Origin of the sequence: Proteus hauseri ATCC 700826 (assembly GCF_001654965.1) — a bacterium.
In the GTDB taxonomy this organism is placed as follows: Bacteria; Pseudomonadota; Gammaproteobacteria; order Enterobacterales; family Enterobacteriaceae; genus Proteus; species Proteus hauseri.
In genome coordinates, this window is sequence record NZ_LXEV01000011.1 from 234,371 (window position 1) to 254,923 (window position 20,553).

Annotated in this window: 20 protein-coding genes; 17 read left to right on the top strand and 3 right to left on the bottom strand. The window is 38.5% G+C overall.

The features are described from left to right. The first annotated feature begins 256 nt into the window (after nt 1–256). The 10 genes from udp (at nt 257) to tatC (ending at nt 8,834) form a co-directional block, all read left to right on the top strand. Complete coding sequence (gene udp / locus M997_RS03570; protein ID WP_064718729.1) at nt 257–1,015, top strand: uridine phosphorylase; 759 nt, start codon at nt 257–259, stop codon at nt 1,013–1,015. 151 nt (nt 1,016–1,166) lie between these two features. Beyond that, nucleotides 1,167–1,949, top strand: coding sequence for a tyrosine-protein phosphatase (locus M997_RS03575; RefSeq protein WP_064718730.1), 783 nt, complete (start codon nt 1,167–1,169; stop codon nt 1,947–1,949). A gap of 70 nt (nt 1,950–2,019) precedes the next feature. Continuing rightward, entirely contained in the window at nt 2,020–2,550 is a 531-nt protein-coding gene (locus tag M997_RS03580) for a DedA family protein (protein ID WP_064718731.1), read from the top strand. A 102-nt stretch (nt 2,551–2,652) separates the two neighbouring features. After that, nucleotides 2,653–3,993 (top strand): DNA recombination protein RmuC, encoded by a 1,341-nt coding sequence (rmuC, locus tag M997_RS03585; RefSeq protein ID WP_064718732.1) that lies wholly within the window; start codon nt 2,653–2,655, stop codon nt 3,991–3,993. A gap of 84 nt (nt 3,994–4,077) precedes the next feature. Further along, nucleotides 4,078–4,833 (top strand): bifunctional demethylmenaquinone methyltransferase/2-methoxy-6-polyprenyl-1,4-benzoquinol methylase UbiE, encoded by a 756-nt coding sequence (gene ubiE, locus M997_RS03590; RefSeq protein WP_064718733.1) that lies wholly within the window; start codon nt 4,078–4,080, stop codon nt 4,831–4,833. A 1-nt stretch (nt 4,834) separates the two neighbouring features. Beyond that, a complete protein-coding gene (locus M997_RS03595; protein WP_064718734.1) occupies nt 4,835–5,476 on the top strand; it encodes a ubiquinone biosynthesis accessory factor UbiJ in 642 nt (213 codons plus the stop codon). Next, nucleotides 5,476–7,113, top strand: coding sequence for a ubiquinone biosynthesis regulatory protein kinase UbiB (gene ubiB / locus M997_RS03600; RefSeq protein WP_064718735.1), 1,638 nt, complete (start codon nt 5,476–5,478; stop codon nt 7,111–7,113). Before M997_RS03595 ends, ubiB begins: the two co-directional genes overlap by 1 nt. Nucleotides 7,114–7,238: 125 nt before the next feature. Continuing rightward, nucleotides 7,239–7,511: a Sec-independent protein translocase subunit TatA gene (gene tatA, locus M997_RS03605; protein WP_064718736.1), complete on the top strand. Its 273-nt coding sequence runs from the start codon at nt 7,239–7,241 to the stop codon at nt 7,509–7,511. 3 nt (nt 7,512–7,514) lie between these two features. Beyond that, nucleotides 7,515–8,042, top strand: coding sequence for a Sec-independent protein translocase protein TatB (gene tatB / locus M997_RS03610; protein ID WP_064718737.1), 528 nt, complete (start codon nt 7,515–7,517; stop codon nt 8,040–8,042). A gap of 3 nt (nt 8,043–8,045) precedes the next feature. Further along, nucleotides 8,046–8,834, top strand: a complete 789-nt coding sequence (tatC, locus tag M997_RS03615) for a Sec-independent protein translocase subunit TatC (protein ID WP_064718738.1) — start codon at nt 8,046–8,048, stop codon at nt 8,832–8,834. 71 nt (nt 8,835–8,905) lie between these two features. Here tatC and rfaH read toward each other — a convergent pair whose 3' ends face one another. Next, the gene (rfaH, locus tag M997_RS03620) at nt 8,906–9,400 is read right to left on the bottom strand and encodes a transcription/translation regulatory transformer protein RfaH (protein ID WP_064718739.1); all 495 of its coding nucleotides are present in this window, start codon (nt 9,398–9,400) and stop codon (nt 8,906–8,908) included. A gap of 290 nt (nt 9,401–9,690) precedes the next feature. Between rfaH and pepE the strand changes: the two genes are divergently transcribed. From pepE to fre, 3 genes are all read left to right on the top strand, one after another. Next, complete coding sequence (pepE, locus tag M997_RS03625; RefSeq protein ID WP_064718740.1) at nt 9,691–10,416, top strand: dipeptidase PepE; 726 nt, start codon at nt 9,691–9,693, stop codon at nt 10,414–10,416. Nucleotides 10,417–10,535: 119 nt separating this feature from the next. Beyond that, nucleotides 10,536–12,005 (top strand): 4-hydroxy-3-polyprenylbenzoate decarboxylase, encoded by a 1,470-nt coding sequence (gene ubiD, locus M997_RS03630; RefSeq protein ID WP_064718741.1) that lies wholly within the window; start codon nt 10,536–10,538, stop codon nt 12,003–12,005. A gap of 15 nt (nt 12,006–12,020) precedes the next feature. Then, on the top strand, nt 12,021–12,722 hold the full coding sequence (gene fre, locus M997_RS03635) for an NAD(P)H-flavin reductase (RefSeq protein WP_064718742.1): 702 nt from the start codon (nt 12,021–12,023) through the stop codon (nt 12,720–12,722). Nucleotides 12,723–12,880: 158 nt separating this feature from the next. Here the strand turns inward: fre and fadA are convergent, their stop codons facing one another. Next, on the bottom strand, nt 12,881–14,044 hold the full coding sequence (fadA, locus tag M997_RS03640; protein ID WP_064718743.1) for an acetyl-CoA C-acyltransferase FadA: 1,164 nt from the start codon (nt 14,042–14,044) through the stop codon (nt 12,881–12,883). An 11-nt stretch (nt 14,045–14,055) separates the two neighbouring features. Continuing rightward, nucleotides 14,056–16,236: a fatty acid oxidation complex subunit alpha FadB gene (gene fadB / locus M997_RS03645; protein ID WP_064718744.1), complete on the bottom strand. Its 2,181-nt coding sequence runs from the start codon at nt 16,234–16,236 to the stop codon at nt 14,056–14,058. Nucleotides 16,237–16,503: 267 nt separating this feature from the next. Here fadB and pepQ point away from each other — a divergent pair, with 267 nt between their 5' ends. The 4 genes from pepQ to hemG are packed head-to-tail and all read left to right on the top strand — an operon-like array spanning nt 16,504 to nt 20,485. Continuing rightward, nucleotides 16,504–17,838, top strand: coding sequence for a Xaa-Pro dipeptidase (gene pepQ / locus M997_RS03650; RefSeq protein WP_064718745.1), 1,335 nt, complete (start codon nt 16,504–16,506; stop codon nt 17,836–17,838). Continuing rightward, the gene (locus M997_RS03655; protein WP_064718746.1) at nt 17,838–18,458 is read left to right on the top strand and encodes an IMPACT family protein; all 621 of its coding nucleotides are present in this window, start codon (nt 17,838–17,840) and stop codon (nt 18,456–18,458) included. Before pepQ ends, M997_RS03655 begins: the two co-directional genes overlap by 1 nt. Before the next feature lie 25 nt (nt 18,459–18,483). Next, nucleotides 18,484–19,935, top strand: a complete 1,452-nt coding sequence (gene trkH, locus M997_RS03660) for a Trk system potassium transporter TrkH (RefSeq protein ID WP_064718747.1) — start codon at nt 18,484–18,486, stop codon at nt 19,933–19,935. A 19-nt stretch (nt 19,936–19,954) separates the two neighbouring features. Continuing rightward, nucleotides 19,955–20,485 carry a menaquinone-dependent protoporphyrinogen IX dehydrogenase gene (gene hemG / locus M997_RS03665; RefSeq protein ID WP_064718748.1) on the top strand — a complete coding sequence of 177 codons (531 nt, stop codon included), beginning with the start codon at nt 19,955–19,957 and terminating at the stop codon, nt 20,483–20,485. Nucleotides 20,486–20,553 lie beyond the last annotated feature (68 nt).

Sequence of the window (20,553 nt, forward strand, 5' to 3'; positions counted from 1 at the left end):
AAATTAACGACAAATAAAGAGAAAGCTTATTAATATGCGCTTTTTTAGGGAATGATTTTGCCGCTAATTTTTGCAGCCATTATTGATGGAATGACGTTTTAACACGGACTGTTTGTGATCTTTATCACGCTTTTATGAAATTGTTTCTTTATCTGGTGCTCCTTAAGTGACCTTGGTCACTAAAAAAAGTGAAAGGATCCGATAGAGTAAGTTTTAATTTAATGAACATTGGTTTTGTCCCATTGAGGAGTCCGATATGTCTGATGTATTTCACTTAGGTTTAACTAAAAATGACCTACAGGGTGCAACGCTAGCAATAGTTCCGGGTGACCCGAAACGTGTTGAAAAAATTGCAAAATTAATGGATAACCCTGTTCATCTGGCCTCTTTACGTGAATATACGTCATGGCGTGGCGAAATTGATGGTAATGCAGTTATTGTTTGTTCTACTGGTATCGGTGGCCCATCAACCTCTATCGCAGTAGAAGAGTTGGCTCAGTTAGGTATTCGCACTTTCCTGCGTATTGGTACAACGGGTGCTATTCAAGAGCATATCAGTGTTGGTGATATTTTAGTAACTACTGCGGCTGTTCGTTTAGACGGCGCAAGTTTACATTTTGCACCAATGGAATTCCCAGCTGTATCTGATTTTGAGTGCATGAATGCACTTTATAAAGCAGCTAAAGATAATGGTTCTACTGTACATGTAGGTGTGACAGCATCTTCTGATACTTTCTACCCAGGCCAAGAACGTTACGACACTTATACAGGCCGTGTAACTCGCCGTTTTAAAGGCTCTATGAAAGAGTGGCAAGAAATGGGTGTGATGAACTATGAAATGGAATCAGCAACATTGTTAACAATGTGTGCAAGCCAAGGCTTACGTGCTGGTATGGTTGCTGGTGTTATCGTAAACCGTACTCAACAAGAAATTCCAGATGCTGAATTACTGAAGAAAACAGAAAATAATGCGCTGGGTATTGTTATTGAAGCTGCCCGTATTTTAATGAAATAAGCGTTTAACTTGAATTTTAAAAGCCCTTAATACTGAAGTATTAAGGGCTTTTTTTATGGACGAATTCATTAGGTTAATATGAAATGACAATAGAACATTGTTTCTGTTAAGGTCATAGAGTCTGAACAATACAACAATGAAAAGAGGCGTTATGACTGATATTCTGCAAATACATTCTTCGGTATTGCCTTTAAAAGGTGGTATTAATTTTCGTGATTTAGGAGGGAAAAAACTTAATAATGGCGGCATTATTAAATCAGGTATGTTATTTCGTTCAGGTTCTCTTGATAGGTTAACAGAAACAGACCAATCCCTGCTGATTGATAAAAATTTATTTCAGATAATTGATTATCGCGATAACAGCGAAATTTTAGATAAACCAGATAGAGTGTGGAATGGTGCACAATATTATCATTCACCAGCTAATCCATTATCAAAAGAAGTCTCTGCTGATTTAGAAAAATTAACGCCTCAATTACTTGAGCAGTTTGATGCTCAAGCTTTTATGTTCAAGCTATATGAGTTATTACCAATTAATAATCCAGCGTATAAGCAATTAGCAATATTATTACAACAGCCAGAAAAAGGCGGAGTCGTGCAACATTGCGCTGTAGGTAAAGATAGAACAGGTGTAGGCTCAGCTTTAGTGTTGTTTGCATTAGGCGCATCATTAGATGTGGTTATGGAAGATTATTTATTAACGAATAAAACGTTGGAACCTTATCGCGATTATTTATTAGCTGAACATGCAAAAACGTTTAGTGAAAATATTGTTGATAAATTTTCCTATGTATATTCAGTACAAGAAGATTTTTTACAAACAGCATTAACAAGTATTAATCACCATTATGGCAGCATTGATAATTGGCTAGAAAAAGATATTGGCTTGGATGCTAATAGTCGAGAGAAACTACAAAATTATTTTCTAGAGTAATAAAGTGATCTATATTCGGTTAATCTCACTTTTTTATTTTAATTAGGCTAACCGAATTAAGGTCTCTATTTTGACTGTACAAGACATTATTCATACCATCACTCTCTTTGTAAAAGAACACGAAATTTGGGCTATTCCTATCGTGTTCTTTCTTGCTTTTGGTGAGTCATTGGCATTTATTTCATTGTTATTACCCGCCACTGTTATTTTATTGGGGCTAGGCGCCTTAATTGGGGAAAGCGGATTATTTTTTTGGCCGATATGGCTAGCGGCTGCATTAGGCGCTTTTTTTGGTGATTGGCTCTCTTATTGGATAGGTTTTCATTATAAAGATGGCGTAAGAAATATGTGGCCTATTTCGCGTTCACCTCAAGTATTAGTTAGAGGTCATCATTTTTTTAACCGTTGGGGAGTCTGGGGTGTTTTTATTGGTCGATTCTTTGGTCCTTTTCGTGCCGTGGTACCTTTAGTTGCAGGTATTTGTGCAATGCCACAGCGCTATTTTCAGGTGGCTAATTTCGTTTCAGCAATGATATGGGCGTTTGGTATTTTGGCTCCTGGTGCGTTTGGCTTGCAATGGCTTGCGAAATGGGTGGGATAACTGCGTACTTTATCGCAAATCAACGTATGATATGAATTGTTGCTAGACAATGTTATCTATGAGCTTTAACGTAGCCCGCTGGAAAGTAAAAAGGTCACTTTAGTGGATATTCAGTTGTTATATGGGATCATTGGTTTATTAGGTGGTGTACTCGTAGGTGGCGGCCTTGTTTGGTGGCTGATCCAACAACGTTTATCTGACAAAGAAACCATGCTACGCGAAAACTATACGCAGCTTGCTGTTGCACAAGAAAAAAGTGCGATAATTCCTTCATTACAACAACATATAGAACAACTAGAGCAGGAATTACGAGCTCAACGGGAAGTTATTACATCTCAAGAGGCGGAAATTCGAGAAGTTACAACACGTTGGGAAGAAAGCCGATTATCTGCAGAAGAGAAGCAACGTTTACTGTTAAATAGTGAACAGCGTTTGGCGACCCAGTTTGAAAATCTCGCTAATCGTATTTTTGAACAAAGTGGCCGTAAAGCTGAAGAACTTAACAGACAAGGATTAACCCATTTACTTTCTCCTTTTCGTGAACAATTAGAGAATTTTCGCCGACAAGTTCAAGATGGATTTGGACAAGAGGCAAGAGAGCGACATACTTTAGTTCATGAAATTCGCCAACTTCAGCAATTGAATGTGAAAATGGCACAAGAAGCAGTGAACCTGACTAATGCTTTAAAAGGTGACAATAAAATACAAGGAAATTGGGGCGAAACTGTTCTTGCCCGGATATTAGAATCTTCAGGATTACGTGAAGGGCATGAATTTGAAACGCAAGTCAGTATTCGACATGAAAGTGGTGGGCGCTATCAACCTGATGTAATTGTTCACTTACCTCATGGTAGAGATGTCATTATTGACGCTAAAATGTCGCTGGTGGCTTATGAAAAGTACTTTAATAGTCATGATGATAATGAGCGTAAACAAGCGCTTCATGCTCATGTAAACTCAATTAAAACGCATATTCGTGGATTGAGTATCAAGGATTATCATAAGCTTCCAGGCGTCACATCGTTAGATTATGTTTTAATGTTTATACCAATAGAACCAGCTTATCTTGTTGCTATTGGGCATTCGCCAGACCTGTTAGAAGAAGCATTAAAAAATAATATAATGTTAGTTGGACCATCTACATTACTTGTTGCTTTGCGTACAATAGCTGCATTATGGCGTTATGAATATCAAAGCCAAAACGCACAAGAAATTGCTGACAGAGCGGCTAAAATGTATGACAAATTAAGACTTTTCGTTGATGATATGCAAGGGCTAGGAAACAGTATTCAAAAAGCGCAGTCTGGCTATCTATTAGCGATGAAAAAACTCTCTGAAGGTCGTGGAAACCTTATTAGTCAAGCAGAAAGCTTTAAATCCTTAGGGGTTGAGATAAAGAAAACGATAGATAATGATCTCGTTGAAAAATCAGCTTCTGATTGATTTTTAAAAATAAATAGACATAAAGTTTCCAATTAAAGACCTGTACTGACTTACTAAATTTTGATTAATTAGCGGGCAAATACTATGACTCAACAATCAAAGGAAACAACAGATTTTGGTTTCCAAACCGTTGACAAAGATGATAAACAAACGATGGTTGCACGTGTTTTTCACTCTGTCGCTTCTAAATATGATTTAATGAACGACCTGATGTCTTTTGGTGTTCACCGCATCTGGAAACGCTATACCATTGAAGCAAGTGGTGTTAGACGTAATCAGCGTGTACTTGATCTTGCAGGTGGTACTGGGGATTTAACTGCTAAATTCTCTCGCCTTGTGGGTGAAAACGGTGAAGTTGTTCTTGCTGATATTAACGACTCAATGCTGAAAATGGGACGCGAAAAACTGCGTGACCACGGTATTGTGGGTAATGTTAATTATGTGCAGGCTAACGCCGAAGAACTTCCTTTCCCAGATAACCATTTTGATTGCATTACAATCTCGTTTGGTTTACGTAATGTAACGGATAAAAACAAAGCATTACGCTCAATGTTTCGTGTATTAAAACCAGGTGGACGTTTATTAGTTCTTGAATTCTCTAAACCTGTTTTGGAACCTTTAAGCAAGATTTATGATGCTTATTCTTTCCATATCTTACCAAGAATTGGTCAAGTGATTGTTAATGATGCAGACAGCTATCGTTATTTAACGGAATCTATCCGTATGCATCCCGACCAAGAAACCTTGAAAGGAATGATGGAAGAAGCTGGTTTTGAACAAGTCACCTATACCAACATGACTGGGGGTGTAGTTGCATTACACAAAGGATTTAAATTCTGATATGGAAAAAGCCTCTTTTTCTCATGACATCGCATCACAAGTGCTTTATCCACTGTTAACAGCATCAATGGAAACGGCACTTAACCATGTTTTGTATCAGGAAAATGTGCTTAAACCTGCCCGCAATCGCCTTGCGGGCAAAGTATTAGCGCTTTCTATTGATGAGTTTCCTCATTCCATTTATTTAATTTTCAGCGAACAGCAAGTTGATGTATTAAGTCAGTGGGATGATGAAACCGATTGTACGATTAAAACTAAGCTATTGACGTTGGTAAAGCTGACAGATCGTCAGAAAATGTCTGCGTTAATTAATCGTGGTGACATCGTTATTGAAGGTGATATGCAGGTCGTCCAACATTGGTCTGCATTACTGGATATGGCTGAATGGGATCCCGCGCAATATTTGGCACCTTATATTGGTGACCTAGCTGCGCAAGGGCTTTCTATGGTTGCAGGAAAGAGTGTGCAGGTGCTTACAACGCTGTTTAGTCGGCAAAAAGATTATTTACGTGATACTTTAATTGAAGAGTGGAAAACAGCGCCTTCAACATTAGAGACTGTTCATTTTTATGATGAAATAGAACAACTCGAACAACAAACTGCCGAGTTTGAAAAACGGTTAAGCACACTGGAGAAAAAATAATGCTCCTTAGCGAGTTAAAGCGCCTTTATCATATTATTCAGGTATTTTTATCTTATGGGCTTGATGAGCTTATCCCTAAACATCGAATTACATTACCTATAAGAATAGGGCGTCGAGCACTATTTTGGATAAAAAATCAACACACAGATAAACCTTTAGGTGAACGCTTACGACTTGCATTGCAAACATTAGGGCCTGTTTGGATAAAACTGGGTCAAATGTTATCAACACGACGCGATCTTTTCCCACCTCAAATTGCAGACCAACTCGCATTATTACAAGATAAAGTTGCTCCGTTTGATGGAAAAAAAGCACGCCAATATATAGAAGCATCATTCGGTGGCCCGATAGATGAATGGTTTGATGATTTTGATGAAACGCCATTAGCTTCAGCATCTATCGCACAAGTCCATACCGCGAAACTCAAAGAAAATGGCAAAGAAGTCGTTTTAAAAGTCATCCGTCCTGATATTCAGCCAGTTATTAAAGCAGATATTCGATTAATGTACCGTTTAGCGAATTTACTGCCATTCTTACCCGATGGACGTCGTTTACGACCAAAAGAAGTGATTCGCGAATATGAAAAAACATTACTTGATGAGCTAAATTTATTACGAGAAGCTGCGAATGCTATTCAATTACGTCGTAATTTTGAAAATAGCTCAATGTTGTATATTCCAGAAGTCTATTCAGATTATTGCCATGAAAATGTGATGGTGATGGAACGTATTTATGGTATCCCCGTTTCTGATATCGATGCGTTGAATGCCCAAAAAACCAACATGAAACTATTGGCAGAACGGGGTGTTAAAGTCTTTTTTACTCAAGTATTTAGAGACAGTTTCTTCCACGCAGATATGCATCCTGGTAATGTTTTTATTAGTTATGATCATCCTGAAAACCCATATTATATCGGTATTGATTGTGGTATTGTCGGCTCATTAAATAAAGAGGATAAACGCTATCTTGCTGAGAATTTCTTGGCTTTTTTTAATCGCGATTATCGTAAAGTTGCTGAGTTACACGTTGATTCTGGTTGGGTTCCTGCGGATACTAATGTTGAAGATTTTGAATTTGCTATTCGTACGGTATGTGAGCCCATCTTTGAAAAACCACTTTCAGAGATCTCTTTTGGTCATGTATTACTTAATCTTTTCAATACTGCACGCCGCTTTAATATGGAAGTGCAGCCACAATTAGTGTTGTTACAAAAAACATTACTCTATGTTGAAGGTCTAGGACGTCAGCTTTATCCTCAGCTCGATTTGTGGAAAACCGCCAAACCATTTTTAGAAGATTGGCTACATAGTCAAATTGGATTAACCGCATTAGTTAATGGCATAAAAAGTAAGGCTCCTTACTGGATTGAAAAGATGCCAGAGATCCCCGAATTGATTTATGATAGTCTGAAACAACATAAAAATATGAAGTTAACGCTGGATAAATTGACGGAACGAATAGGTTCTCAAAGAGTCAAACAAAGACAGTCGTTATTTTTATTGGGTATAGGTACGACACTGTTTTTATGCGGTAGCCTATTTTTTGTATCTGGTTTTAAAACATTATTTAGTGTTTTTATCAGTTTAGGTCTTCTCGCATGGATTTGGGGTTGGTTCAAATCTGGTAATGCACAATAAAAACACATCAAAGTTTGTCTTTGAGCAAGTTAAAAGATGAATTCGAGATTCCCGAAGATTGAATTCGTTGTATATAATGAGCACTGTTATTAAGTATAACCCCGAAAATAGTTGAGGAACATAAAATGGGTGGTATTAGCATTTGGCAATTACTCATCATCGCTGTCATCGTTGTTTTATTATTTGGTACAAATAAACTGCGTACATTGGGCTCCGATTTAGGTGCTTCTGTAAAAGGTTTCAAAAAAGCTATTGGTGACGAAAATAGTAACGATAAAGAAGCCAACAGCGCTGAAAAAACAAATAACGATGCAGATTTTGAAACAAAAAATTTAGCTGAGAAGACTTCAACAGAACAGAAGTCTACAACTGAGAGCAAAAACAAAGAGCAGGTGTAAACCGTGTTTGACATTGGTTTTAGTCAGCTGCTATTGGTCATGGTGATCGGTCTTGTTTTTCTGGGGCCGGAACGATTGCCCGTAGCAGTAAAAACAATTGCTGGCTGGGTGAGGGCGCTTCGCTCTCTGGCTGCGAATGTGCAAAATGAGTTAACTCAAGAATTAAAACTTCAAGAGCTTCAAGAGAGCCTGAAGAAAGTTGAAGAGAAAGCGAATTTGCAAAGTTTATCGCCAGAGCTTAAAGCGTCGATGGATGAGTTAAAAGAGGCTGCACAGTCTTTAAAACAAACTTATCAAGCACCGACAACGCCAGACTTAACAAAAGAGCAGTCTGTAAAAACCGACTCTGCGGAACCCTCTCCTTCTGATTTAGCCGCTATTGCTGAGGCTAATGATGTTAACGATGATGCTAACAGTGATAAACCTGTAGCTGAAAAAGTTATTAAACCAGAGGTTCCTGCTCCTGTTACGCCAGTAGCAGCAGTAGTAACAGAGAAAAAAACAACTGATCAGGCAAATGGTGAGCATTAAAAGATGGCAGTAAATGATACCCAACCCCTGATCAGCCACCTGATAGAATTGCGTAAGCGTTTAATGTATAGCTTAATATCTGTTCTGGTGGTCTTTTTAGGACTGGTTTATTTTTCTAACGATATCTATCAATTAGTCTCAGCGCCATTACTGGATAAGCTGCCAAAAGGGTCAAATATGAGTGCGACAGATGTCGCATCAACGTTTTTGACTCCGATTAAATTGACAATAATGGTATCAATTTTTGCTTCTGTGCCTGTTATCCTTTATCAGGTATGGGCCTTTATCGCACCAGCATTGTATAAACACGAACGCCGTTTGATGCTACCGCTACTTGTTTCAAGTACGTTACTGTTTTACATCGGTATGGCGTTTGCTTATTTTGTTGTGTTCCCTCTTGCATTTGGTTTCTTTGTTAATACCACCCCTGAAGGGGTTAATTTTATTCCAGATATCAGTAAATATTTAAGCTTCGTTATGACGCTTTTTATGGCTTTTGGTGCTGCATTTGAAGTACCTATAGCGATTATTTTACTGTGTTGGAGTGGGGTAACAACGCCAGAAGCTTTAAAGAAAAAACGCCCTTATATTTTAGTTGGCGCTTTTGTTGTTGGGATGCTATTGACGCCTCCTGATGTGTTTTCTCAAATATTACTTGCAGTACCAATGTACCTTTTATTTGAAGTTGGTGTCATGGTATCGCGTTTCTATGTGGGAAATGGCAGAAGAAAAACACCAGAAGAAGAAGCCGAAGAAGCGCAAGAAGCAGCAGAAGCTGAAGAGCAAAAATAATCTCAGAAATAATATTTTTCTGAAACACTTTATGATTAACCCAGCGTTTGCTGGGTTAACTTTTTATTGGGCTACTGTTTTTTAAATTCTTTATTATCTAATGATTTTTTAACTTCGCTATTTAATATATTTAAAAGCAAAATTGAACGAGCTTCGCCATCAGGTTCTTGATATATCGCTTTGATCCCTTGAAAAATTCCTTCTGTAATTAAGACGTGATCCCCGCTATGTGGCACATTTTCCTCACTATAAATAATGGGTGAAAGCTGAGGTATTTGTAATGATTCAATCACATCTTGTGGCACTGTTACGGGGTATTGGCCAAAACGAACAAATGAGTTAACGCCTCGTGTCGAATTAATGGTTGTCGTATGAATCACTTCAGGATCAAATTGGATAAACAGATAATTAGGAAATAGAGGTTCTGTTACTATTGAACGTTTACCTCTAATCAACTTTTCTATTGCAACCATAGGCGTAAAACATGCCACTTGCTGGCGTTCTAAGTGCTCGATAGCACGAGGGATTTGCCCTCGTTTACAATACAGTAAATGCCAGTTTTTCATAATAGAGACAATAGGTTAGTTAATTTTAATATTGTCGATGATAACAAATATATGATTAGGGGGACAGAGTATTACTATCAGCAGAAAAGAAAAAGAAAACAATGTTGTTTTATACTGAAAAAAACGAATAAAAACTGTGTGCATACGCAATAAATGTCGCTGTTTTTATTAGTTTTAATAGGATCTCAGATAGAGATAACAAGTTGACAAAAAAGTGATGGTAAAATGAAGAAAAAACTTCCAAGATAATTATCTTAGATTTTGATCCATAATTATAAAGAGGTTCTGAAATGGAAGTTTTTTTATTAAGTAACGGAAAAATCGCTGGGGATCCACAATGGTTAAGTTATGCTAAAGATCCTATCGATAGCATGATTAAAAAACGCGGTATTCGTTCAGCAGTGCTGATTGCTTATGCGGTTATCCGCTCAGATCACGACCAACGTGCTCGTGATTTATCAGACGTCTTAGGTATCGAAGTCACTTGTATTGAACATTTTGATTCGGAAGTTGAAGCTATTAATAATGCAGAATGCATTTTAGTCAGCGGTGGTAATACTTGGTTATTAAACCAAATGCTTCATGAGAAAGGATTAGTTGTTCCTATTCAACGTGCTGTGCGCGAACGTAATATTCCCTATATTGGTTGGAGTGCTGGTTGTAATGTAGCAACACCAACTATTCGTACCACCAATGATATGCCTGTTCGCTCTTCTGTTATTATGCCTTCATTGGGTCTATTCCCTGTTCAAATTAACCCTCACTATATTGATGCCACCATTAGCGGGCATATGGGCGAAACTCGTGACGAGCGGATTGCGGAATTTTGTGCAATTAACCCAGAAGAAATTGTTGTCGCAATCCGTGAAGGCAGCTATTTGCATATCCAAGGGGATGAACTGCATTATTTTAGTGCTAAAAATGAAGGGTTTAAAATTTTCCAACATGGAAAAACATTCCCTGAGCAGTTTGATACTAAAATGCTCGCAGAGTGGGTTCCATTCCGTTGTCTATAAGTTTACTCAACGATTTTAAATAAAAAGCATTGCTTTTTAGTGAGTTATGCGTTTAGCTTATAGTGTCTCAAAGAGGGCTAAGCCCTCTTTTCTTTCACTCACTGGCTCGTAAGATTATGATGAAATACCGCGATTTAAGAGATTTTCTTTCATTACTAGAAGAAAAAGGTGAATTAAAACGTATCACCTTTGAAATAGATCCTTACCTTGAAATGACCGAAATAGCGGACAGAACTTTACGGGCGGGTGGGCCAGCACTGCTGTTTGAAAATCCAAAAGGTTTTGATATGCCAGTGCTTTGTAACTTATTTGGTACACCAGAACGTGTCGCAATGGGAATGGGCCAAGAAGACGTAAAAGCATTGCATGAAGTTGGTAAATTGCTAGCGTTTTTAAAAGAACCCGATCCACCAAAAGGTTTTCGTGACTTATTTGATAAGTTACCTAAGTTTAAACAAGTATTAAATATGCCAACAAAACGCCTGAGTAAAGCGCCTTGTCAAGAGGTTGTTTTAACAGGTGATGATGTTGATTTAACTAAAATCCCAGTTATGCATTGTTGGCCTGAAGATGCGGCACCCCTTATTACTTGGGGATTAACTGTTACTCGAGGTCCATTAAAAGAACGCCAAAATCTCGGTATTTATCGCCAACAAGTGTTAGGTAAAAATAAAGTTATTATGCGTTGGCTTTCGCATCGTGGTGGTGCTTTAGATTTCCAAGAATGGTGTCAAAAACATCCTGGCGAACGCTTTCCTGTTGCAGTTGCATTAGGTGCTGATCCTGCCACTATTTTGGGGGCAGTAACACCTGTGCCAGATACATTATCTGAATATGCATTTGCTGGTTTATTACGAGGTAATAAAACGGAAGTCGTCAAATGTATTTCTAATGACCTTGAAGTTCCTGCAAGTGCGGAAATTATTCTTGAAGGCTATATTGAACCTGGCGAATTGGCACCTGAAGGACCTTATGGCGATCATACGGGTTATTATAATGAAATTGATTCTTTCCCCGTGTTTACCATTACACATTTAACGCGTCGTAAAGATGCTATTTATCATTCGACTTATACAGGTCGTCCGCCAGATGAGCCAGCTGTTTTAGGCGTAGCGTTAAATGAAGTTTTAGTTCCAATATTACAAAAACAATTTCCAGAAATTGTCGATTTTTATCTACCTCCTGAAGGTTGTTCTTATCGTTTAGCTGTTGTGACAATGAAAAAACAATACGCAGGTCACGCAAAACGCGTAATGATGGGCGTTTGGTCCTATTTACGGCAATTTATGTACACAAAATTTGTGATAGTTTGCGATGATGACGTTAATGCAAGAGACTGGAAAGATGTTATTTGGGCAATCACCACACGAATGGATCCCGCAAGAGATACCATTATGATGGAAAATACACCTATCGATTATCTTGATTTTGCTTCACCCGTTTCAGGTTTAGGTTCAAAAATGGGGCTTGATGCCACTAACAAATGGCCGGGTGAAACGGATAGAGAGTGGGGCAGACCTATAGTAATGACAGAAGAAATAAAACAGCGAGTAGATACTATTTGGGAACAGCTCGATATTCTTAAATAATAACAGAGGAACGATATGGCAATCTTGAACTGTAAAGTCTCACTTGTTGAGCCGATGACAGATACGGTTTATCGGGTAAAATTATTACCTGATGACGCATTTGATTTTCAGGCTGGGCAGTATCTTTTAGCGATAATGGATGAGCGTGATAAGCGTCCGTTTTCTATTGCTTCTATCCCTGAGAATAAAGACTTTATTGAGCTTCATATCGGTGCATCTGAGCTTAATCTCTATGCAATGGCCGTATTAGATCTTATTTTGGAAACACAACAAATTAAGATTGATATGCCTCATGGGCAAGCATGGTTTAGAAAAGAAAGCCAACGTCCTTTATTATTAATTGCAGGAGGAACGGGATTTTCTTATACCCATTCTGTGCTGCTCGCTGCTTTAACTGAAAATCCACAACGTTCAGTCACGATTTATTGGGGAGGCCGAGAAAGCCTTCATCTTTACGATCTTAATGAATTGCAAGAATTATCAGAAAAATATCCTTCATTATCGGTTATCCCTGTCGTCGAGCAACCGGATGATGCTTGGCGTGGGCGAAAAGGGACAGTATTGGGCGCGGTGTGTGAAGATTTTGGTGATTTATCCGAATACGATATCTACATCGCGGGGCGTTTTGAAATGGCAAAAATTGCGAGAGATCGTTTTTGTAACGAACGCAATGCTGATGAAACGCGACTATTTAGTGATGCCTTTGAGTTTATTTAATTAATAAGTCTTCGGTTATTTCTCCTCAGATATTGCATGTATCACTCAAACCTATAAAAAGCCCGCCCCTGACGGCGGGAAAATGGTTGGTTTAACCATGCAATCGAAAAATCTATCAGTCAGGTGATATAAATCATGAGGATAATACAAACATGGCATTAAACGCGTTCGATAATAGTCGCTATTCCTTGCCCTAATCCTATACACATTGTCGCGAGACCAAATTGAGCATCTTTGCGCTCCATGATATTTAGCAAAGACGTTGTTATTCTTGAACCCGAGCAACCTAATGGGTGCCCTAACGCAATAGCCCCACCATTTAAGTTAATCTTATCTTCAATGCTATCAAGCAAATTCATTTTTTTCATGCAAGCCAAAGATTGCGCTGCAAAAGCTTCATTTAGCTCAAAAATATCAATATCATTTAGTGTTAAACCCGCTTTTTTTAATGCAATTTCAGTCGCAGGAACTGGGCCATAACCCATAATTGCAGGATCACAGCCTGTAACAGACATCGCGCAGATCACGGCTCTTGGTTTTAAATTGTGTTCTTTTGCATAACGCTCACTGGTGATAAACATGGCCGATGCACCATCAGATACTGCGGATGAGTTACCAGCAGTTACTGAACCGGAAACGGGATCAAATACGGGCCTTAGTTGTGAGAGCTCATCGATACTTGGGTTATAGCGAATCACTTCATCATTTTTCATATTGATAAAGTTGCCAGCTCCGTCATGCCCATTAATCGCAATAATTTCGTTATCAAAATACCCTTGTTTTGTCGCTAATGCGGCTAAATGATGAGAGCGATAAGCAAATTGATCTTGTTCTGAACGGGTTACTTGAAATGATTTGGCCAGCATTTCAGCAGTTAATCCCATTGAAAATGAAGCTTTAGCAACAGAGAGATTCAGCTCAGGGTTAAAATCTGCATTATAGGTCATGGGAACATGGCCCATATGTTCAACACCGCCAATTAAAGCAACTTGGCTATCACCTAACATAATTTGGCGAGCCCCATCATGTAATGCTTGCATTGATGAGCCACATAAGCGATTTACAGTAACCGCAGGAACTTTATGTGGTAATTCAGCCAGTAATGCGGCATTACGTGCAATATTAAAACCTTGTTCTAATGTTTGTTGCACACATCCCCAAATCACATCACCAATATCATTTGGATCAATATTAGGATTGCGTTTTAGTAGTGCTTGCATTAACTGAGCAGAGAGACTTTCCGCTCTAACGTGGCGAAAAACGCCACCTTTTGAGCGCCCCATAGGAGTACGAACACCATCAATAATGACAACCTTTTCCATTTCATCTCTCCTTAAGCGAGTTCTCTGATGTTAACATCAACTTTTTTGGGCTTTGGATAATAGGTTTCGTTACGCAATGCTTTTTGTTTTAAGCTGTCAGGGATTTGATAAAGTGATCCTAACGATGTGTATTGTTCAGCATTTTTAACAAACTGAGCTAAACCAATGGTATCGATATAACGGAAAACACCACCACGGAAAGGAGGAAAACCCAAGCCATAAACAAGTGCAATATCCGCTTCAGCCGGCGTTGCAATAATGCCTTCATCTAAACAGCGAATAACTTCATTGATCATTGGGATCATCATGCGTGAAATGACAGCTTCTTGGCTAAATTCTTGCGTTTTTCCTATATGTTGTTGGATTAAACTCTGAACTTGGTTATCTCGCGTTTTTTGTTTTTTACCTCGTTTATCAACAGAATAATGATAGAAACCCTGATTATTTTTCTGTCCATAACGTTGTTGCTCGTATAAAAGAGCAATGATATCGCGTTCTATTGTGCTCATTCTGTCTGGAAAACCTTGAGCCATAACAGCCTGAGCATGATTTGCCGTATCAATACCTACAACATCAAGTAAATAAGCGGGACCCATTGGCCAGCCAAATACTTTCTCCATCACTTTATCGACAGCGATAAAATCAGCACCATCTCTTAGTAATAAAGAAAAACCAGCAAAATAAGGGAAGAGCACGCGATTAACAAAAAATCCAGGGCAATCATTTACAATAATGGGCGTTTTACCCATTTTGCTAGCGTAACTAACAATACGATTAATGGTTTCGTCACTGGTTTTTTCACCTTTAATAATTTCTACAAGAGGCATCCGGTGCACTGGATTAAAAAAATGCATACCACAGAAATTTTCAGGTCGCTGGAGTGATTTTGCGAGTAATGAAATAGGAATTGTTGATGTATTTGAGGCTAATATTGCTGTTTCAGAAAGTAAAGCCTCTGTTTCAGCAAGAACGGCGGATTTAATTTTAGGATTTTCGACTACCGCTTCAACAACCACATCAGCATCAGAAATTGAGGCATAATTGAGTGTCGGTTGAATGGATGCTAATGTTTTTGCCATATCAACGGCGCTCATTCTGCCTTTTTCTTGTCGTTTTTGTAATAAGCTCAAAGCTTCATTCATACCAAGCTCAAGGGATTTCTGGTTGATATCTTTCATAACAACAGGAATACCTTTTAACGCTGACTGATAGGAAATTCCGCCACCCATAATGCCGGCGCCAAGGACAGCCGCTTGTTTTGGCAGTTCTGCATGGCGTTTTTTAGTGACGCTTTTTACATATTGATCGTTGAGGAATATACCTACCAATGCTTTAGCCACATCAGTACGTGTTAGTTTTACAAAATTTTTAGTTTCGAGAGCAAGAGCTTCTTCGCGATGAAAAAAAGCAGCTTCTTCAATAGTATTAACAGCAGTCATTGGTGCAGGATAATGAGGTCCAGCGACTTTCATCACCATACCTTTAGCAACGCTAAAAGACATTTTATGCTCAAGAGAGGTTAGTCTTAGCGGTTCTTTTTTTGGGTGTCGCGCTTTTTTCCAATCTATATTGCCAGCAATTGCTTGTTCTATTAAAGCGATAGCACTCTCTTTTAGATTTTCTACCGGAACAATTGCTTGAATGAGGCCATTTTTTAAGGCCGTTTCAGCATCTATATCTTTACCCGCAGTAATTATCTCTAATGCATTATCGACACCAATAAGACGAGGAAGGCGAACTGAACCACCAAAACCGGGCATAATGCCTAATTTGGTTTCGGGCAAACCAATCCGTAAATCAGCAGAAGCGATACGAAAATCGGTGGCAAGTACACATTCACAGCCGCCACCAAGGGCGTAGCCATTGATTGCTGAAACGGTGGGAACAGGTAAATCTTCTAATCGATTAAAGATCTGGTTGGCAAACTGTAGCCATTGAGTTAACTCTTCAACGGGTGCATCAAAGAGAGATAAGAATTCAGTAATATCAGCACCAACAATAAATGCGGGTTTGTCTGAGCGTAAGATAACTCCTTTTAGGTCAGGGGTTTTCTCTAATAACGTTAAAGCTTCGCTTAGCATAGCAACAGTTTTTGTATCTAATTTATTAATTGAACCATTGGCGCTGAAAACGAGTTCAACAATACCTTGCTTCACCCAATTGGCATGAATATTTTCGCTTTGATAGAGCATTTGTATTCTCCCTAAAAGTATAAACTGGTATGACCAGATATTTTAAGTGTGAATATAATGTTAATAAAATGCAAATGTATAATTAAAAAAATGCAAAGAAGATCACAGCGAAGATATTTAACTAATTGAATTTCATGCTATCTCTCTAATAGAGAAAAACAAACCTGCTAAAATGGTGATAATCTGTTTTAGTTGTGGTGTTAGCCAGCGAAAGAGCTGGCGTGTTAAGCTGACTTATTAACAATAAATAAGATAAGGTGATTAATAATGGAAAAATTGCTCTCTCTCTATCAAGAACACATCAAAACCCTACAAAGCCGTACTCGTGATGCTTTATCCAAACACAATATTGATGCCTTATTGATTCATTCTGGTGAGCCCATTCGTGTTTTTCTAGATGATTGTGATTACCCTTTTAAAGTTAATGCTCACTTCAAAGCCTGGGTACCGGTGACCGATGTGGCTCATTGCTGGCTATTAGTTGATGGCGTTAATAAACCAAAGCTTTGGTTTTATTCTCCAGTCGATTATTGGCATAGTGTTGAAGCCCTGCCTAATAGCTACTGGACTCATGAAATCGAGTTAATTCATTTAAAAAATGTCGATGATATTCCAAAAGAGTTAGCACCTTACATTAACCAAAATACCGCTTATATTGGGCCAAATACGCAACGTGCTGAATCATTAGGTATTAGTATCGATAATACTAATAATCAGTCACTTATTAATTATTATCATTATTATCGTGCTTATAAAACAAACTATGAATTAGCCTGTATGCGTGAAGCGCAAAAAATGGCTGTTAATGGGCATATCGCCGCTCGCGAAGCATTTCAAGCGGGATTGAGCGAATTTGATATTAATATGGCGTATTTAATGGCAACGGGGCATCGCGATACAGATGTACCTTATGGAAATATTGTTGCTTTAAATGAACATGCAGCCGTATTGCACTATACAAAACTTGATCATCAGTCACCTGATGAGTATCGCAGCTTTTTGATTGATGCAGGAGCTGAATATAATGGTTATGCTGCTGATATTACGCGTACTTATTCAGCTAAAGAAAATCATGAGTTTACAGCTTTAGTCAAAGATATGAATGAGGCACAGCAAGCACTTATTGGTACGATGAAAGCAGGCGTTCGTTACACTGAATATCATCTTCAAATGCATCAGCGCATTGCTGGGTTATTACATAAATATGGCATTGTAAAAGGCGTGAGTGAAGACGAAATGGTAAATGCGGGTTTAACAACACCATTTTTGCCTCATGGCTTAGGTCATGCATTAGGTCTACAAGTTCATGATGCCGCGGGATTTATGCAAGACGATAAAGGGACAAACCTTGCTGCACCAGCAATGTATCCATTCTTACGCTGCACTCGTGTTGTTGAACCAGGCATGGTATTAACCATTGAACCTGGATTCTATTTTATTGATTCATTGCTTGAACCTTGGCGCGAAGGTAAGTACAACGCAAACTTCGACTGGAAACTCATCGAACACTTTAAACCATTCGGTGGCATTCGCATTGAAGACAATATTATTATCCATGATAATAAAATCGAAAATATGACAAGAGATTTACACTTAGCCTGATGAAAGCTTATTTGATCCCAGCTGAAACGGTTGAATTCAATGAAGAAATAAAGAAAAGCCGTTTTATTACATTTATTGCTCACACTGATGGTATTGATGAGGCAAAAGCGTACATTCAATCTATTAAATTGCAATTTCCTGATGCTCGGCACCATTGCTGGGCATTTGTTGCCGGAAGGCCTGATGATTCTCAGCAATTGGGTTTTTCTGATGATGGCGAGCCAACAGGAACTGCGGGGAAACCTATTCTTGCACCGCTTTTAGGGAGTGGCATGGGAGAGGTAACTGCTGTAGTTGTGCGTTATTTCGGTGGGATCAAATTAGGTACAGGCGGCTTGGTGCGTGCTTATGGCAGTGGTGTTCAGCAAGCATTAAAACTTTTGCCAACAAAAATAAAAGTGCCGCAGTCGTTCTTTATTGTAGAGTGTGAGTATTCACTGGTTTCATTGCTTGAGCAAGTTATAGAACAGTATCAAGGGCAAATTTTATCAAGCGAATATACTGATAAAGTGACATTTACACTCTCACTTCCAGCAACAAGTTGTGATGAAGTTGAAATAAAACTACGTGATATAAGTCGCGGTAGTATGCAATTAAAACCATTAGACAGAAATGAATAATCTTTGCTATCAAGGAAATCGCTAAATGCATTTTCGTTCAATAACCCGTATCGTCGGACTTCTCGTTATCTTATTTTCTGTCACGATGATAATTCCTGGTATCGTCGCTCTTATTTATCGAGATGGTGCTGGGCGTGCATTTAGCCAAACATTTATTGTGGCATTGATTATTGGATTGATGCTGTGGATCCCCAATCGAAATAAAAAAAGTGAGCTAAAACCCAAAGAAGGTTTTCTCATCGTTGTTTTGTTTTGGACTGTACTTGGCAGTGTTGGGGCATTGCCATTTATTTTCTCCGAACAACCTCATTTATCCGTTACTGATGCCTTTTTTGAATCATTTTCAGGACTAACAACCACAGGCGCTACAACACTTGTTGGTCTAGACTCGTTGCCTAAAGCAATTCTATTTTACCGGCAAATGTTACAATGGCTTGGTGGTATGGGGATCATCGTATTAGCCGTAGCAATACTTCCGCTGTTAGGGGTTGGGGGAATGCAGCTCTATCGAGCTGAAATGCCAGGACCGCTAAAAGATAATAAAATGCGACCTCGAATTGCTGAAACAGCTAAAGCGCTTTGGCTTATCTATGTTCTGCTTACTATTGTTTGCGCTTTAGCATTATGGATAGCTGGAATGGATGTGTTTGATGCCATATCTCATAGCTTTTCAACTATTGCTATTGGGGGATTCTCTACGCACGATGCCAGTATTGGTTATTTTAATAGCCCAACAATTAATGTGATTATTGGGGTCTTTTTATTAATTTCTGGTTGTAACTTTGGTCTGCACTTTGCGGTATTAACGGGACGAAGCCTTAATATTTATTGGCGTGATCCTGAATTTCGTATGTTTATCTCTATTCAAATAGGGTTGGTCATTATTTGTAGTGGAATACTTTGGCTTTATTCTGTTTATGATTCGGGATGGACAACAATAAATCAGGCATTTTTCCAAGTTGTTTCTATGGCAACAACCGCAGGATTTGCGACAGACAGCTTTGCTCAATGGCCTGCATTTTTACCTCTTCTATTATTATGTTCCGCTTTTATTGGTGGATGTGCTGGATCAACTGGTGGTGGACTTAAAGTTATTCGTATTTTGCTTTTATTCTTACAAGGTAATCGAGAATTAAAACGTCTTGTTCACCCAAATGCTGTTTATACCATCAAGCTTGGGCACCGAGCGCTTCCTGAAAGGATCATTGAAGCGGTGTGGGGATTTTTCTCTGCTTATGCGTTGGTTTTTATTATTAGCTTAATGTTACTGATAGCAACAGGGGTTGATGAGTTTTCTGCATTTTCTGCTATTGCGACGACATTAAATAACTTAGGGCCAGGTTTAGGTATTGTTGCTGACAACTTTACAACGATGAACCCTGCCGCAAAATGGATACTTGTTGTGACCATGCTATTTGGTCGATTAGAAGTTTTCACATTATTGGTTTTATTTACCCCAACATTTTGGCGTGATTAACCAAATAAAGGAGTGATGTATGAGCGCGCTATTGCTTTATTGTAGTACTGATGGTCAAACAAAAAAAATAATGACTCAAATTGCGAATGAATTAAGGCAGCATGGCTATGAATGTGATGTGAGAGATTTAACTTCTGTTCAGCAGAACTTAAATCTATCTGCTTATAATAAGGTATTGGTCGGTGCTTCTATTCGTTATGGTTACTTTAATAAAGCCTTGGATAAATTTATAACTCGACATCTTTCTCAACTCAATAATATGCCTTCAGCATTCTTTGGCGTTAATCTTACAGCACGAAAAGAAGAAAAGAGTACGCCAGAGACTAATTCTTATATATGCAAGTTTTTAGATAAGACACCTTGGAAGCCAACATTAACAGGTGTATTTGCTGGTGCGCTTTTTTACCCTCGCTATAAATGGATTGATAGAGTGATGATCCAACTTATTATGAAAATGACAAAGGGTGAAACAGACCCAACAAAAGAAATTGAATATACGGATTGGAATAAAGTTAGTGAATTTGCTACTAATTTTGCCAAAATAGGCTGATTTTTAGGCTTGCCTGTACTGTTTTTATGCGTATTGTTGGAGTTTTAGTCGAACGGTAATTAATTTCA